The sequence below is a fragment of the Flavobacterium sp. 102 genome (genome assembly GCF_003634615.1).
In the GTDB taxonomy this organism is placed as follows: Bacteria; Bacteroidota; Bacteroidia; order Flavobacteriales; family Flavobacteriaceae; genus Flavobacterium.
In genome coordinates, this window is record NZ_RBKX01000001.1 from 3,492,009 (window position 1) to 3,507,871 (window position 15,863).

Below are 15,863 nucleotides of genomic sequence, written 5' to 3' on the forward strand. Positions count from 1 at the left end.
CATGAACAGAAGAAACTTTTTATCGTTGACAGGCACATTTACCGGCGGTGCTTTATTGCTGCCCGATTTCCTTCATGCTTTCGGAAGTCAGACGAACTTGGTGATTGGAGAACAATGTTTGGTCTTCATTCAATTAAACGGCGGCAATGACGGTTTGAACACATTTATTCCGTTTGAGAATCCTTTGTATTATGATTTGCGTCCCAAAATCGCGCTTCCTAAAGACACTATCATCAGCAAAAACAAAGGCATGGCGTTTCATCCGGCGTTGAAAGATTTTGCGAACATGCAGCAAAACGGTGACTTGAGCATCATTCAAAACGTAGGTTATCCTGAACCGAATCGCTCGCATTTTCGCAGTCAGGAAATTTGGCAAACCGCTTCGGATTCGAAACAATATTTAGATGAAGGTTGGCTCGGACGTTACCTCGATTTGCAATGTAAAGACCACCAACCTACAGCCGGCGTGAATTTGGATTCGATAGATAATTTGGCGCTAAAAGGTAACGAACCCAATTTCATTACTGTCAAAGATCCAAATCGTTTTAAAATCAGAACTGACAATAACGATACTGTAAAACTTTCCGATAATCCGCAGTTAGATTTTGTTCGAAAAATTGCCAATTCAGTTTCCGAAGGTTCGGATGAAATTCAGAAAGCGATTGCGAAATCAACTACAGAAATGAGTTATCCTAAAACCAATTTGGGCAAAAATTTAGAATGGATTGCCAGATTAATCAAAGGAAATTTGAACTCCAAAGTCTATTACACTTCTCAAAATGGTTATGATACTCATGACAATCAGTTGAACATCCACCAACGCAATTTAACAGAATTGAACGATGCAGTTTTTAGCTTTTATACCGATTTGAAAAAAGCCAAATTATTGCAAAATGTAACCCTAGTGGTTTTCTCAGAATTTGGGAGAAGAGTCAAAGACAACGGTAACGGAACCGACCATGGAACCGCCGCTCCGATGTTTATCATTGGCGGAAACAACACCGGAAAAGTCATCGGTAACAATCCCAATCTAAGCGATTTAGATAATGGTGATTTAAAACATGAAACCGACTTTAGAAGCGTTTATGCCGGTTTACTTCAGAGCAAAATGAATTTTGATTATGCCAAAATCGGGATTACTGCTCCACCGATAAAAGGGTTGTTTTTCTAATTGTACTATTTATTCCATACAAAGCTGTAAGAAATCCCTATTGTGGGGTTTTTTTTTACAAATTAATTCCTCATCTTTGGTATTACTAATCAAAACATTAAGGCAACATGAAAGTTTACGAATCAACAGGCACTTTTAACCCGGGTGATGGAACCTTCTCTATTACCATTCAAACTACTGATATCAGTCCGGATGCATTTTATATCAGCCAATATTACAATATATGTAATAAAAATCGATATGCGATAGTGGGCATCCTTCAAACTAAAGATAAAGACGCTACCGATTTTTCTTCCTATCCGCCTAATGAACTGCTTATTCAGGAAGACGTGCCCTTTGGCGACCTTGACAATTCCTATGTTGTAGCTGGTGACAAAGACATTTGTGACATTACCTCCGCTGACGAAATTGTAGTTTACATTCACGACGGGATTGGTTTTGACCCGACAACCAATGAGGATGACAACAAATACATCGAAAACTATAAATTAGGCATTTATGTGCACTTAGCCGGTGGATCACCTCCGGGAGTTGGTGGACCAGGTAGTCTAAATGATTAAATCTTCTTCTATGAAGTCAAATCCAATTAAATTCATTTTTATAGTGCTATTTTTTTTTAGCACGATCATAACTGTTGCTCAAAACGCAGCTTTAAAACAATTTGAATCTGAATTTGACAATCTAGATTATAAAACTCGTTTGGCTGAATTAAAAAAGTTTAAGCCAGGCGAGCTATCCTTAAAAGACCAAGCGCTTTTTGAACATTTATCGGGTAAAACCCAATACCTAAATAGCTCCGGTGTCGGTGCCGTAGAGCATTTTGTTAAGTCCAAAGAATTATATCTTCAAGCTAAAGATTTTGATAAAGTAGCCGAGCTGTTAGTAACATTAGCCGAACAAAAAAGTTTGAGTGATTATCAATATGCCGATTACAAACCTTTGTTAGATGAAGCTATTATCTATGCCGAAAAAAGTAAGAATCCAAATTTATTATGCAAAACCTATAAACAGATTGGAAAAAGCATTTATAAGTTGGAACCTCAAAAAGCGATTCGTTTTTTTCAAAAAGCGATTGCAATTGCCAATAAAAACAAGCTATTTGTTCATGAGATTAAGATTAATGGCAACATTGGAGTTACCTATTTTGAAGTACTTAATGATTTAAAAAAAGCACATTATTATCATAATTTATCTTTAGAAATAAGTAAAAAACACAATTATCAGGAAGGTATAGCTTATGCCTATGTTAATTTTGCAGCCATCTGTCGCAAAGAAAAAAAGTATGACACTGCTTTAGAGTACTATGAAATGGTTCAAGATTTAAAATTTGACAATTACAGAGCTAATTTTGATCTGCATGTGCTCCAATTCATATCGGATACTTACAAAGAGATGAAGAATTATGAAAAGGCTTTTGAATATCTCGATAAGAAAAAAGTGCTTGAGAAAGAACTTAGCGATCAGGAAGAAAATAAAATCATCCGTGACATTAATACCAAATACGAAACCCAAAAGAAAGAACTCGAAAACAAAAACCTAAAAATCAAAGACCAACAAAACAAACTGATACTCTACGCGTTTGTTGGTGTGTTTTTGCTTTTTGTGATTGGGGCCTATTTCAGAATCCTAAACATAAATAAAAAGAAAAGAATTGCCGAGCAAGAAAAACAAATTGAAAGCCAAAAACTAGAAAATGTACTCAAAGACCAAGAGTTGCATGAAATAGACAAAATGTTAGAAGGTCAGGAAAAAGAACGGCTTAAAATTGCCAATGATTTACACGATAACTTGGGCAGTATTTTAGCCACTTTGCGACTCAATTTTCAAAATTTGTACCAACAAAAAGAAGGTATCAATGAAGAAGAACAAGAAATGTTTGCCAAAACAGATGATTTGATTGAAGAAGCTTACCAAAAAGTTCGTGGTATGGCGCATGCCAAAAATGCCGGTGTAATCGGTAGCGAAGGCTTGGTTCCGGCAGTACAAAATATTGCAAAAAAAGTAGCGATTCCGAATAAACTTAAAGTACAAGTAATCCCATTTGGCATGACCAAAAGATTAGAAAATGCGCTCGAAGTCACGCTTTTCAGAATGATTCAAGAAATCTTGACCAATACTATTAAGCACGCTGAAGCCACAGAAATAACCATAAGTTTAACCCAAGATGAAGACAGCATCAACATTCTCATTGAAGACAACGGCAAAGGATTTAATCCAAAAGCTATTGACAAAAAAGAAGGCATGGGATTGAACAACATCCAAAAGAAAACCGAACAACTCAACGGTACTTTCAGCATAGACAGTTTTGAAGGAAAAGGAACTACCATCATTATAGACATCCCAATATGATAACGCTAATTATTGCCGAAGACCATCAAGCCCTGATTGACGGAATGAAATCATTTCTGAAAAATGAAAATGACATCAAAATCATTGGCTATGCTAATGATGGCTTAGCTCTTATAGACATTGCGCGCCTACTCAAACCCAATGTGATTATTACTGATATTCGCATGCCCAAATGCGACGGCATCATCGCTACCAAAACCATCAAATCCGAATTGCCACATACCAAAATCATCGCCTTCAGCATGTTTGACCACGACGATGCCATTTCACAAATGAAAGAAGCCGGCGCTTCGGGTTATATTATGAAAAACTCTTCCTTACAAACGGTTTTAGATGCGATTCGTGCGGTCAACCAAGGACATTCTTATTTTGTCAATGAAACAGATAATGAATACGAAACACCCAAAAATGAATTGTTCTTTAGCTCACGCGAAAAAGAAATCCTACAATTAATTGCAGAAGGAAAATCATCACAAGAAATAGCTGAAACCCTCTTTATTGAGAAATCAACTGTCGATTCACACCGTAAAAACATGTCAAAAAAAATTAAAGTTATAGGAAAAACCGATTTAACAAAATTCGCTTTAGAGCGCAAATACGACTATTTGTAGTAAATTTACATAAGAATCACGATAAAAAATCCCCATTGATGGGGATTTTTTTTTTGGATTTCTTTCCCGAATTTTAAACAATCAAAAAAAAGAAATATTTGATTCTTGATTGGTTGTAAAATAAAGCCGTTGTCAATAAACTTTCTTAGTGGTATTTGAAGGGTATATTTAGGGTTAGATTTTACAAAAAACAATTAGATTCATAATAATTTAAGTTTTGGTTAGTTAATAAGAAGAATCCTGCCCGCTTAAGCAAAAATTTTAGTGGTATTTGATAGTTGTATTAAGGGCAGGTTTTTTTATCCATAAATTAAAATCAATATATGCCTCAAAGAAATCTCAACCCTAATCTGGTCATTTCCTACCATAGCATGCGTCAAAGCATAGGATGGCTCGGATTAAGTTTACCCTTTCTCTTACTGGTGGGCAATTATATTATTAATGAATACAATTTACTCAATAACGACACTTTTGTAATGACACAATGCAATGTTTATACTGCGGACACCTCGTTCAAATCTTCCATCAGTCACTATTACTATACGACTGTTGGCGGACTTTTTACCGGAGTACTTTCTGCCGTGGCTTTGTTTATGTTTAGTTACCGTGGATATCCGCAACGCGATGAAGAGATAGTACCTTCCGATAGTTTTATGACCAATCTGGCCGGGATTTGCGCTTTGGGCGTGGCTATTTTTCCAACGTCATCCTACAATTGCTTGTCCGATAATGTTCGTACTTTCATCAGCAGTGAAACTATGGGCTATGTACATTATATGTTTGCCGGGTTCTTTTTTATCACGCTGTCACTCATTTCGATTTTTAATTTCAGACGTACCGCCAAAGTTGAAGATTTCGGCAAAATGCCTTCGCATAATTTTTACAAATACTGTGGTATCGTCATGCTGGTTTGTATTTCGCTGATTTTGATTTATTCCGTATGGCTGGAAAACGATTATCCAGAGCTTGACTCTTATAATATTACGTTTATTTTAGAAACCTTTGCTTTGATCGCCTTTGGTTTGTCATGGCTAAAAAAAGGAAGAATAGACAGTAACTAGTGCCTTAATATTCAAATAATTTATAACTAAACAAAAAAATCATGTGTTGGAACAAAGTAGAATCGCAGTGTAAAATGGTTTACAGCACTCCTTACATCAATGCCGAAAAACCGTTAGACCGCAAGTTTATCATTCAAATCATTGCCGAGGAGTTTCCCGATTTTCCACGTGTACGCATTGCGGCCACGGTGGATAGCTGTTTTAAACTATTCCCTACGCCGGTGTCACGCCAAAAGCTACTGCACTTTGTGCAAATGAACTTGCGATAAAAAGACCTCTCTATACCTACCACTCCGCCCTCTTCCATTTTGAGACTTTGAAAGAGGGTTTTGGAGTGACAAAATAGTAATGCAACCCTGAACCCAAATCAGATACAAGTAACCTTATTGGAGATTGTGTCTGATTTTTTTTGAAATATAAAAAACACTTAAAAGTGGTTGCATACATGATAAAAGTGGTTTTTGTATATTAGCAAGGGAAATAAATTGTATTTGTAATATTTTTAAGCAAGACATAAGGTAACCTAAAGAACATTTCGTTTTACAGAAACAAATACATGAATTATTTATGCACAAAAATTCTTTACCAAACTGGATAAATAGCGATTCTGATTTACAAATTCTTTTAGAAAATATTGATGCTCAAACTGTGAATGAATATGAAAAAGCCAGCATAGCTTTTGATAAATTAACTGAACTATATGGCTTACCAAAATATCCAGAAGACATACAATCTAGAGAAACTTATCAGGTTGGAGATTTTCATCTTTATAACTCAATTTCAATGTATGAAGTTTTAGGAAAACTAAAATTTGTAAACAAGTCAACAGAAGAATTAAAATCGAATGTTCTTCTTGCTGCATATTTAATTAAAAACAGTTTTGAACCAAACATTGATGATGAGCTTGATACTTATTTAGGTGACGATGAATTGTCCGGTTTCGGCTATAAAGGCAAAAGTGTAGATGTCGAAATGATTCCAATAAGAAATGGTGAAAGTTGGTTTGACAAAGGTTGCGTGTATTTCATAAAAGAAGAGTAATAAAAGTAAGCCTATAACTGCGGTTTATAGTAACTGTGCTAAAGCTATTTCCGAATTTTCTCCGAAAATTCAAAGCCAAGTTTTGCAATTAGAATAATAAATAATCATACCTATTAAAATAGGTAAAACATTACCCATCAGCATAAAAACAACATGAAAAATTTAGTATTACTTTTAATTGCAGCAATATTAATTTCATGCAATGACAAGACAAACAATGTTGTTGATGAAAACAAAAAAACAAGGAATGAAGAAGTGAAAATTCCCAACAATACTATTGACCCGGATAGCGTAAAAATTAAAGACTACCCAAATGAAGTAATGCTAGAAGATGATATGCTGTTTAACGGAAAACTAAAAAGATATTTTTCTCTAAAGGACTTCGAAAATGTCTTTGGAAAAGCAGATAGCATAAAATTATTAGCAGAGGAAGAACCATGCACTTATATTTTTGACACCGAAGTTCAAACTAACGATAGTAATGACAACCAGTATTTTTATAAAGACGGCTCTCGTTATGAAAACTATAAAGAAAAAGTCGCCGTTGACAAGTTTAAATTTTTAAAAAATAACTTCATTGTCTACCGAGGAAAAATACTAAGCTCCGCTACATCAATTAATGACCTTAAAAAACTCTTTCCAAATGCCATTCAAAACATAAAAACTATGGAGGTTGTTGGAGAAGGAAAACTACAAATAATTCAGTTAAGAGATGAGGAAAACAATCTTTCTGACGGACATATAAATGTCTATTTAAAAAAGGGGAAATTGTATTATATACATTGGTGGTTTCCTTGCTAACACACCGAATGCAAAATAGCGTAGAATAAAATAGCTGTTCTCAAAAAAGCAGTCATGAAGTTCTAAATTAACATCAACAAAGTCTAAAACAACATGGGAAAGTTCTAAAACGACTCCGGTAAGTTCTAAAATGACATGGGAAAAGTCTAAAACGACACCTGCAACCTTCGAAACGACACCTGCAATGTTCGAAAAGACACCTGCAATGTCTAAAACGACACCTGCAACCTTCAAAAAGGTACCTGCAAGGACTAAACAACCAGACGAAAAGTCTAAAAAAACACAGACGAACAACGATGAATTAAAAACTGAATACGCAACAGCAATTTGCAAAAAATGCTTAGCATAAGTTTTCAACTAAAACAAAAACCATGAAACTTTTTAAAAACATAATTTACTTGCTACTGACAATCATCCTAATCAGCTGCAACAATAAAACGCGCAACGCAACTCCTCAAGATACTAAAAAAGAACTCATCATTGGCGGAGGTTGTGACGGTTGTGAAATCATGTATGAAGGCATGCCCAAAGACCTAAAAGCTATTGACACCAGCGACGGTTGGCAGGAAAAAGGTCAAAAGTTAGTAATAGAAGGCACCGTTTTTAAACCAGACGGCAAAACAAAAGCTCCCAATGTGATTATTTATTATTGGCAAACAGACACCGCTGGTTTGTACTCTAAAACCAAAGAGGAAAACACCATTCATGGTCATTTGCGCGGTTGGTTACAAAGTGATACCAACGGTAATTATAAAATCTACACGGTTCGTCCGGCGTCATATCCTAACAGTTCGATTCCGGCGCACATTCATTTTGCTATTAAAGAACCTAAGCTCAACGAATATTATATCGAAGATTTGCTATTTGAAGACGATCCACATCTAACCAAAGTAGAACGTCAAAAGTTAGAACAACGTGGTGGCAATGGTATTGCCAAAACCAGTACGGTAAATAACGTGCAATATGCCAGACGCGATATCATTTTAGGAAAAAATATTCCGGACTATCCTAAACCATAAGCACAAAATCAAAACTTTTATTATTTCCAATTCTTCTTGAAGGCCATAAACTTCAGAAAAAATGAGTTACGACAAATATTTATTAAAAAAAAATGTATATTTATTGTTTATCAATAAATATTTGTTTTATATTTGTCCTGTTAAACTTTAAAATTCAATTCATATGTCAAAAACAAACAACTTCGTATTTTGGGTCTTGTGTATTATAGCCTGGATCATTTTTGTCGGCTTGTCCATTGAAGCAGGAGGACTAATAGTAAATTTCATTGTCAGTATTTACAACCCTGAATTTGTTCAAAACCTGTATCAAAAGTTGGACTTAATTCAAATGTATAAAGAGAGCAAATTAGCTTTTTTCGGGGTGTATAGCTTTATCCTAATCATTTCGATTTCGAAGGCCTGCCTGTTTTACACAGTGATCTTGCTAATGCACAAAATGGATTTGTCAAAACCGTTCAGTACTTTTGTTGCAAAAAAAATCTCACAAGTTAGTTATTTTGCCCTCTCAATTGGATTGTTGAGTTACGTAGCTAGGCACTTAGTTCAAGATCTAAAGCATTACGGTTTTGTTCCCGACAACTTAAACCAATTTTGGGTAGACAGTGAGGCATTTATTTTTATGGGAGCTGTGATTCATATTATTGCCATTATTTTCAAAAAAGGAGTCGATATTCAAAACGAAAACGATTTAACTGTTTAAGCTATGTCAATAATTGTAAACTTAGACGTGATGATGGCCAAAAGAAAGATGTCGTTAAACGAACTTTCCGAAAAGGTAGACTTAACCTTGTCGAATTTATCTATCCTAAAAACAGGAAAAGCCAAAGCCATTCGTTTCAGTACACTCGAAGCGATTTGCAAAGCCTTGGATTGTCAACCTGGTGATATATTGGAATATACAGACTAAAAGTTTTGTATATTTGAAAGGACTAGAAATTAGAAAAAATGGAACACAAAGGAATATCAATTCGGCCTTTCATTGGTTCAAAAGACTATGAAATATCAAGAAATTTTTACCAAGACTTGGGTTTTGAAGAAGTAGTTTTATCACCCAATATGTCTTATTTCAAAAGCGAGCAATTGGGTTTTTACCTGCAAGACGCTTATGTCAAAGATTGGATAGACAATACGATGGTTTTTATGGAAGTTGGTGATGTAAACCGCTTTTACAAAGAGTTGTTAGTTTTAGACTTACCATCAAAATACGATGGCGCTCGAGTAGTTCCAATACGGCAATTAGATTGGGGTAGCGAATGCTTCTTGCATGATCCTTCGGGAGTGTTGTGGCATTTTGGGGAGTTTATCAAACGATAGAATCTAAAAAACAACCACCGGAATTGAAATTTCTCTAACCAAATAGAAGCATAGCTTTTTTTCTATGACTCTATGTGGCTAAGTTTTAATACAACAGCTTCACTTCTTTCAATTCATAATATGCGATAGTATCGTCATTTAAAAGTACCGCTAATTTCCCATAACGAGTCACACATTTGATAATTCCCATAAACCGGTCGCCATTCGGAAATTCAAAAGCAGAAGGTTTGTCTTTTTTGAACAACAAATCGTTGTAATGCGCCCATGCTTCATCAGCTCTTTCAGGGAAAAGTATCAAATGTAGTTTCAATGATTTGATAAAACTTTGCGCCATTTCATCTAAATCATAAGTTTTGTTGGTGATGTTACTCAGCGAATTGGCTTGGGGTAAATGCTCAAAATCAGTTTGGTTTAAGTTCAATCCAAAACCAACCACTGCTGTAAAACTGCCATCAGATTTTAAGGTATTCTCTATCAATATGCCACCTACTTTTTTATTCTCTGCCATAATGTCGTTGGGCCATTTGACATTTACTTTCGATATGCCATTCATCGTCAGCAAACCTATTCCGGCCAAAGCCACCGCAATATTAAAATCGTAAATAGAGATCATATCTTGCGGAACATCCTTAACCAAAACACTGATAGTAAGGTTTTTGCCTGATTCACTCACCCATTCAGAACCCATTTGTCCTCTACCTTTAGTTTGTTCCAAAGCCATGACAGCCGTGTAGTTTTCCAACCACTTTTCTTTGGCCAATTGCTTTAAATAGTCATTGGTCGAATCTATGGCATCGAGTTTGATTATAGGCATAATAGAAATAAAAATTGGAGGTAATTTTAAACTTTTGTTAAGCAAAAATAAGGACAAAAAGTAATACCTTTGCCAAATACACATAAATACTAGATGACGAAAAAAGCAATAAACACTGATGTACTCTTAGCGAGCATCATCAAAGGCATTGAAGAAGTAAAAGGAAATGATATTGAAATACTCGACTTAAGAGCTATAGACACCGCAGTTTGTGATTATTTTATCATTTGCAACGGTAACTCCAATACCCAAGTTAACGCGATTGTTAACTCTATCCAAAAATTAGTTTCCAAAGAATTAAAAGACAAACCTTGGCACGTAGAAGGTACGGACAATGGCGAGTGGGTTTTAATGGATTATGTTGACATTGTGGTGCACGTGTTCCAAAAACAAATTCGTGAATTCTACAATATCGAAGGATTATGGGGCGATGCCCAAATTACTACCATTCCAAGTAACTATTAAAAATTGCGCTAAACACATATGGCTACCGAAAAGAAACCCAATAATTTTAAAGTAAGTCCGTGGTGGATTTACGCTGGATTAATCATCATATTCTTCGGATTAAACTACATAGGCGGTTCCGGTTTTCAGGATACTGCTAAGATTTCTTCGTCTAAATTCAACGAATATTTAGACAAAGGACAAATCGAAAAGGTGGTTGTTTTCAACAAAACTGAAGGTGAAGCTTACCTTACTGCCGCGGCTTTAAAAGACAAAGCACACGCCAAAGTTTCGAAAGACATGCTCGACAATGCCAATAAAGGACCTCATTACTCTTTTGAGATTGGCAATGATGAAGTCTTCCAAAACAAAATCGAGAAAGCCAAATTAGACGGTAAAATTAAAGACTACGATTTTAAACCCAAAAGCAATTGGTCTGAAATATTTATCAGCTTGTTGCCTATCATCATTATCATCGGAATTTGGATTTTAATCATGCGCAGAATGTCTGGCGGTGGTGCCGGAGGTGGCGGTGGTCAAATCTTCAACATCGGAAAATCGAGAGCCAAATTATTTGACGAGAAAACCGATTTAAAAACCACATTCAAAGACGTTGCCGGATTAGAAGGTGCCAAAGAAGAAATACAAGAAATTGTAGAATTCTTAAGAAACCCTGATAAATACACTACACTTGGTGGTAAAATCCCAAAAGGGGCGCTATTAGTCGGTCCTCCGGGAACCGGTAAAACCCTTTTGGCGAAAGCCGTAGCAGGAGAAGCCAAAGTACCCTTTTTCTCTTTATCAGGTTCTGATTTTGTGGAAATGTTTGTGGGTGTTGGAGCTTCACGTGTGAGAGATTTATTCAAACAAGCTAAAGACAAAGCACCAGCGATTATCTTTATTGATGAGATTGATGCCGTTGGTCGTGCTCGTGGGAAAAACAATTTCTCAGGTTCGAATGACGAACGTGAAAATACCTTAAATCAGTTATTGACTGAAATGGATGGTTTCGGTACGAATACACATGTTATCGTATTGGCCGCTACCAATAGAGCAGATGTTTTAGACAAAGCTTTATTGCGTGCCGGGCGTTTCGACCGCCAAATTTATGTAGACTTACCGGACGTGAGAGAGCGTAAAGAAATTTTTGAAGTGCACTTAAAACCTTTGAAAAAAGTAGACGGTTTAGATGTGGATTTCTTAGCCAAACAAACTCCGGGATTCTCAGGAGCAGATATTGCTAACGTATGTAACGAAGCAGCATTAATTGCAGCCCGAAATAACAAAACAGCCGTTGACAAACAGGATTTCTTAGACGCAGTTGACAGAATTGTTGGTGGTCTAGAAAAGAAAAACAAGATTGTTACACCGGATGAAAAACGTGCGATTGCCGTTCACGAAGCCGGTCATGCTACCGTAAGTTGGATGCTCGAACACGCAGCACCATTGGTGAAAGTTACGATTGTTCCGCGTGGACAAAGTTTAGGCGCCGCTTGGTATTTACCGGAAGAGCGTTTGATTGTTCGTCCGGAGCAAATGTTGGATGAAATGTGTGCCACTATGGGCGGACGTGCTGCTGAAAAAGTAATGTTCAACAAAATCTCTACCGGAGCTCTGAGCGATTTGGAAAAAGTAACCAAACAAGCGCGAGCTATGGTTACGATTTACGGATTGAATGAAAAATTAGGAAACATCACTTATTATGACTCTTCAGGACAAAGTGAATACAATTTCTCGAAACCTTATTCAGAAGAAACGGCTTTGGTTATCGATAAAGAGATTTCAAATTTAATCGAAACCGAATACCAAAGAGCTATCCAAATTTTGCAAGACAACAAAGAAAAACTGCAACAATTGGCTGATATTTTGATTGAAAAAGAAGTAATTTTCAAAGACGATTTAGAAACCATTTTCGGCAAAAGACCATACGACAATCACAGTGATGAAACCGTAGCGGATGCCGTAATCGAATAACATTTACCGTTTTTTAACATTTTTTTAAAATCTTAATTCAAAACATACTTTTGAATTAAGATTTTTTTATCTTTGAGGGATTTCAATCACAAAACTCGATTATACCAAACAAGCATGAGTCTTTTCAGAAAAATTTTTGGCACTGGTAATGATGCCTCTGACGAAGAAAGTCAAAGCGAATTTAACAATACTCCTTCCAGCTTTTCGCTACTACCCGTAGATGAGAAGTTTACTTATAATTTCAAAAAAAATGGCGGTAAGTTTTTGTATTGCGAAAACTTGAATGAAGTAAAAGATCAATTCCTAAATATCTTAGAGGAAAACGATTGGTTCGAATGTGAAGCATTATGTTATGAACCAAAATTATTCAGTATGCTTGATGAAAACAAGTTGCAGTACGACAAACCGGCTAACCCAATATTTTTATTCGCCAGCTGTGAAAATCTAATTGCCGATGAAGGTTCGGTGTTATTTTCCTCCAATCAAATCAAGCAAAACAAACCCAACGATTTACCCAATAACATTATCATATTGGCTACAACAAGTCAGATTTTGGAAACCAAAAGCGACGGATTGCGTGTCATCAAAAAGAAATATGATAAAGATTATCCAACCAATATTACTACTATCAAATATTTCGAAAAAGCTAAAGACGAAGATTTCCTGCAATACGGAAGCTCGGCTAAGAATTTATACCTCTTGCTTTTAGAAGATTTATAGCATGACGACTACCGTAACAAGAGCTTTATCCGGCGCAGTTTACGTACTGTTGCTTGTTTGCGCAACTTTATATTCACAATATAGCTTTTTGCTGTTGTTTGGTTTACTATTACTTTTTTCAGTGGTAGAATTCTGCAAATTGGTTTCGCTAAAACCTATTATTCCACTTGTAATAGCCACGGTTGGTTATATACTTTTCAACTTAAATAACACAGTCAAAACCAACGAGATTTTGTTGTTGATTGCGGCTTTACTGGTTTCCATTCGGTCACTTTTATTTCTATTTGAAAAGAAGGATAGATTTCTGGATGTACAAGCCAAATACGTTTTCCTGATTGGCTATCTCATCATACCCATCATCATTTTTACCAAAATTCCTTTTATCAATAACCAATATGTTCCCGAAATTATCATCAGCATCTTGGTAATTATTTGGTCCAATGATACTTTTGCGTATTTGGTTGGTATCACAATGGGGAAAAACAAACTATTCGAAAGAATTTCGCCTAAAAAAACTATTGAAGGTTTTGTTGGTGGTGTAATTTTTGCTGTCGTGGCCGGAATTTTATTAGCAGAATTTTACCTCCATGAACCAACCACCAGATGGATTATCATCGCGATGATCGTTAGTGCTTTTGGTACTTTAGGAGATTTAATAGAATCAAAATTTAAAAGAATTGCAGGCGTCAAAGACAGCGGTAACATCATGCCCGGTCATGGTGGTTTTCTAGATCGCTTGGATAGTATTATATTTGTAGCACCATTTGTTTATTTGTTTTACCAAATTATTTATTATGTTTCATAAAGAAGGTTATAAAATCATTTTCATTGCAATAGTAAGCTTTATCGCTGCATTATTATTGGCGGATAAGTTTATTTCTATTGCTTGGCTTAGAATTGCCATTCAATTGGTTTTTGTTTTCCTTTTTATCATGATTTTGCAATTCTTCAGAAACCCGAACAGAAAAATAATGCCAAATGAAAATTATTTTTTGGCACCGGTTGATGGAAAAGTTGTAGTGATTGAAGAAGTATTTGAAGAAGAATATTTTAAAGACAAAAGATTACAAGTTTCAATTTTCATGTCACCCATAAATGTGCACGTAACGCGTTATGGTGCTTCGGGTAAAATCAAATTCAGCAAATACCATCCGGGAAAATATTTGGTTGCTTGGCATCCAAAAGCGAGTACTGAAAACGAAAGAACAACAGTAGTGATTGAAACCTCTGCCTTTGGCGAAGTCTTATACCGACAAATCGCCGGCGCTTTGGCACGCAGAATTGTAAACTATGCCGAAGAAGGACAACAAGTCGTTCAAGGTGATGATGCCGGTTTTATAAAATTTGGTTCCAGAGTTGATATTTATTTCCCGCTAGGAACTAAAGTGGATGTGGCACTGAAACAAAATGCTGTCGGTAACCAAACGGTTATTGCCTCAAAATAATAGTCTCAAAACATGTCTGAAAAAGAATTAGAAGTTCGATTTCTGGAAGCCGTTGAACATGCTTCTAAAATGACACAGTCATCGTTGCCGCAAGATGTACAGTTGCGATTGTATGCCTATTATAAACAAGCTACTTTTGGCACTATTGAATACAACAACTCGTCTACTTTTGATTTGAGAAATGCTTTTAAAACCAATGCTTGGATGCAAATCAGTCATCTTTCGGTTGAAGAAGCTAAAGAATTATATATCGAAGCCATCAATGCTATTGTAAACGCAAAAAAATAAACTATGAAAAGGATTCTTGTTATCGCTTTATGTTTTTCTTTTACGCTCCTATTGTCTTCCTGTAATAAAAAAAAATTAACTGAAGTAGTTGAAGTTCCATTGCCTTCAGCTGAGGAAAAAATTACGATTGGACAACCTGATGATGTCAGTGCCGATGAAGGCCAATTTGCTTTAGCCAAACTTCCTTATGAGTACAATGCACTAATGCCAAGCATTGACATCCTAACCATGGAAGTCCATTATTCCAAACATTATTTAACGTATACCAATAACTTAAACAAATTGGTTGCTGCCGATCCTTTGATGGTTGATTTAGCTATTGAAGATATTTTGAAAAAGTTAGACATGAACAATGCCGACTTGCGAAACAATGCCGGTGGTTATTACAATCACACATTATTTTTTGAAGGCATGGCGCCAAAAGCTGACGGACAACCCAAAGATACTTTGGCAACCATTATTAACCGTGATTTCGGTTCGTTTGAAGTGTTTAAAAATCAATTTTCTGATGCTGCTGAGAAGCAATTTGGTTCTGGTTGGGCTTGGTTAGTCGTGGATAAAGCCGGAAAATTATTGGTGACAAGCACACCAAATCAAGACAATCCTTTAATGCCAACCCAAACCGTAAAAGGAACACCAATTTTATGCTTGGACGTTTGGGAACACGCTTATTATTTAGATTACCGTTACAAACGCAAAAAATATATTGATGCGTTCTTTAAAGTAATTAATTGGAAAAAAGTTTCCGAACGATATTTAGAAGCAACAGCTACAAAATAAAAAAATCCCTAATCTTCGATTAGGGATTTTT

20 protein-coding genes are annotated in these 15,863 nt (G+C 35.8%); 19 read left to right on the top strand and 1 reads right to left on the bottom strand.

Going from position 1 to position 15,863, the window contains the following annotated elements; translation table 11 throughout:
- Window position 1: 1 nt before the first annotated feature.
- The 12 genes from C8C84_RS15485 to C8C84_RS15545 all read left to right on the top strand — a co-directional run bounded on the left by C8C84_RS15485 (window position 2) and on the right by C8C84_RS15545 (window position 9,367).
- Entirely contained in the window at window positions 2–1,171 is a 1,170-nt protein-coding gene (locus C8C84_RS15485) for a DUF1501 domain-containing protein (protein WP_121314507.1), read from the top strand.
- 107 nt (window positions 1,172–1,278) lie between these two features.
- The gene (locus C8C84_RS15490; RefSeq protein ID WP_121314508.1) at window positions 1,279–1,731 is read left to right on the top strand and encodes a hypothetical protein; all 453 of its coding nucleotides are present in this window, start codon (window positions 1,279–1,281) and stop codon (window positions 1,729–1,731) included.
- 10 nt (window positions 1,732–1,741) lie between these two features.
- Window positions 1,742–3,520 (top strand): sensor histidine kinase, encoded by a 1,779-nt coding sequence (locus tag C8C84_RS15495; RefSeq protein WP_158592584.1) that lies wholly within the window; start codon window positions 1,742–1,744, stop codon window positions 3,518–3,520.
- Window positions 3,517–4,131 carry a response regulator transcription factor gene (locus C8C84_RS15500; protein ID WP_121314510.1) on the top strand — a complete coding sequence of 205 codons (615 nt, stop codon included), beginning with the start codon at window positions 3,517–3,519 and terminating at the stop codon, window positions 4,129–4,131. The genes C8C84_RS15495 and C8C84_RS15500 overlap by 4 nt, the downstream gene beginning before the upstream one ends.
- Before the next feature lie 323 nt (window positions 4,132–4,454).
- The gene (locus C8C84_RS15505) at window positions 4,455–5,192 is read left to right on the top strand and encodes a hypothetical protein (RefSeq protein ID WP_147406878.1); all 738 of its coding nucleotides are present in this window, start codon (window positions 4,455–4,457) and stop codon (window positions 5,190–5,192) included.
- Between the two features lie 41 nt (window positions 5,193–5,233).
- The gene (locus C8C84_RS15510; RefSeq protein WP_121314512.1) at window positions 5,234–5,461 is read left to right on the top strand and encodes a hypothetical protein; all 228 of its coding nucleotides are present in this window, start codon (window positions 5,234–5,236) and stop codon (window positions 5,459–5,461) included.
- 298 nt (window positions 5,462–5,759) lie between these two features.
- Window positions 5,760–6,233 (top strand): hypothetical protein, encoded by a 474-nt coding sequence (locus tag C8C84_RS15515; protein ID WP_121314513.1) that lies wholly within the window; start codon window positions 5,760–5,762, stop codon window positions 6,231–6,233.
- A gap of 153 nt (window positions 6,234–6,386) precedes the next feature.
- The gene (locus tag C8C84_RS15520; RefSeq protein ID WP_121314514.1) at window positions 6,387–7,034 is read left to right on the top strand and encodes a hypothetical protein; all 648 of its coding nucleotides are present in this window, start codon (window positions 6,387–6,389) and stop codon (window positions 7,032–7,034) included.
- Between the two features lie 371 nt (window positions 7,035–7,405).
- Window positions 7,406–8,053: an intradiol ring-cleavage dioxygenase gene (locus tag C8C84_RS15530; protein ID WP_121314516.1), complete on the top strand. Its 648-nt coding sequence runs from the start codon at window positions 7,406–7,408 to the stop codon at window positions 8,051–8,053.
- A 163-nt stretch (window positions 8,054–8,216) separates the two neighbouring features.
- Window positions 8,217–8,753, top strand: a complete 537-nt coding sequence (locus tag C8C84_RS15535) for a DUF2975 domain-containing protein (protein ID WP_121314517.1) — start codon at window positions 8,217–8,219, stop codon at window positions 8,751–8,753.
- A 3-nt stretch (window positions 8,754–8,756) separates the two neighbouring features.
- The gene (locus tag C8C84_RS15540; RefSeq protein ID WP_121314518.1) at window positions 8,757–8,960 is read left to right on the top strand and encodes a helix-turn-helix transcriptional regulator; all 204 of its coding nucleotides are present in this window, start codon (window positions 8,757–8,759) and stop codon (window positions 8,958–8,960) included.
- Window positions 8,961–8,998: 38 nt separating this feature from the next.
- On the top strand, window positions 8,999–9,367 hold the full coding sequence (locus C8C84_RS15545; protein ID WP_121314519.1) for a glyoxalase: 369 nt from the start codon (window positions 8,999–9,001) through the stop codon (window positions 9,365–9,367).
- A gap of 85 nt (window positions 9,368–9,452) precedes the next feature.
- Here the strand turns inward: C8C84_RS15545 and C8C84_RS15550 are convergent, their stop codons facing one another.
- The gene (locus C8C84_RS15550) at window positions 9,453–10,181 is read right to left on the bottom strand and encodes a biotin--[acetyl-CoA-carboxylase] ligase (RefSeq protein WP_158592585.1); all 729 of its coding nucleotides are present in this window, start codon (window positions 10,179–10,181) and stop codon (window positions 9,453–9,455) included.
- A gap of 93 nt (window positions 10,182–10,274) precedes the next feature.
- Between C8C84_RS15550 and rsfS the strand changes: the two genes are divergently transcribed.
- The 7 genes from rsfS to C8C84_RS15585 all read left to right on the top strand — a co-directional run bounded on the left by rsfS (window position 10,275) and on the right by C8C84_RS15585 (window position 15,832).
- The gene (rsfS, locus tag C8C84_RS15555) at window positions 10,275–10,646 is read left to right on the top strand and encodes a ribosome silencing factor (protein WP_121314521.1); all 372 of its coding nucleotides are present in this window, start codon (window positions 10,275–10,277) and stop codon (window positions 10,644–10,646) included.
- 18 nt (window positions 10,647–10,664) lie between these two features.
- Window positions 10,665–12,599, top strand: a complete 1,935-nt coding sequence (ftsH, locus tag C8C84_RS15560) for an ATP-dependent zinc metalloprotease FtsH (RefSeq protein WP_121314522.1) — start codon at window positions 10,665–10,667, stop codon at window positions 12,597–12,599.
- Window positions 12,600–12,713: 114 nt separating this feature from the next.
- On the top strand, window positions 12,714–13,319 hold the full coding sequence (locus C8C84_RS15565; protein ID WP_121314523.1) for an LUD domain-containing protein: 606 nt from the start codon (window positions 12,714–12,716) through the stop codon (window positions 13,317–13,319).
- A 1-nt stretch (window position 13,320) separates the two neighbouring features.
- Window positions 13,321–14,124 carry a phosphatidate cytidylyltransferase gene (locus tag C8C84_RS15570; protein WP_121314524.1) on the top strand — a complete coding sequence of 268 codons (804 nt, stop codon included), beginning with the start codon at window positions 13,321–13,323 and terminating at the stop codon, window positions 14,122–14,124.
- Window positions 14,114–14,764: a phosphatidylserine decarboxylase family protein gene (locus tag C8C84_RS15575; RefSeq protein ID WP_121314525.1), complete on the top strand. Its 651-nt coding sequence runs from the start codon at window positions 14,114–14,116 to the stop codon at window positions 14,762–14,764. The genes C8C84_RS15570 and C8C84_RS15575 overlap by 11 nt, the downstream gene beginning before the upstream one ends.
- Before the next feature lie 12 nt (window positions 14,765–14,776).
- Entirely contained in the window at window positions 14,777–15,052 is a 276-nt protein-coding gene (locus tag C8C84_RS15580; RefSeq protein ID WP_121314526.1) for an acyl-CoA-binding protein, read from the top strand.
- 3 nt (window positions 15,053–15,055) lie between these two features.
- Complete coding sequence (locus C8C84_RS15585) at window positions 15,056–15,832, top strand: superoxide dismutase (RefSeq protein ID WP_121314527.1); 777 nt, start codon at window positions 15,056–15,058, stop codon at window positions 15,830–15,832.
- Window positions 15,833–15,863: the final 31 nt, after the last annotated feature.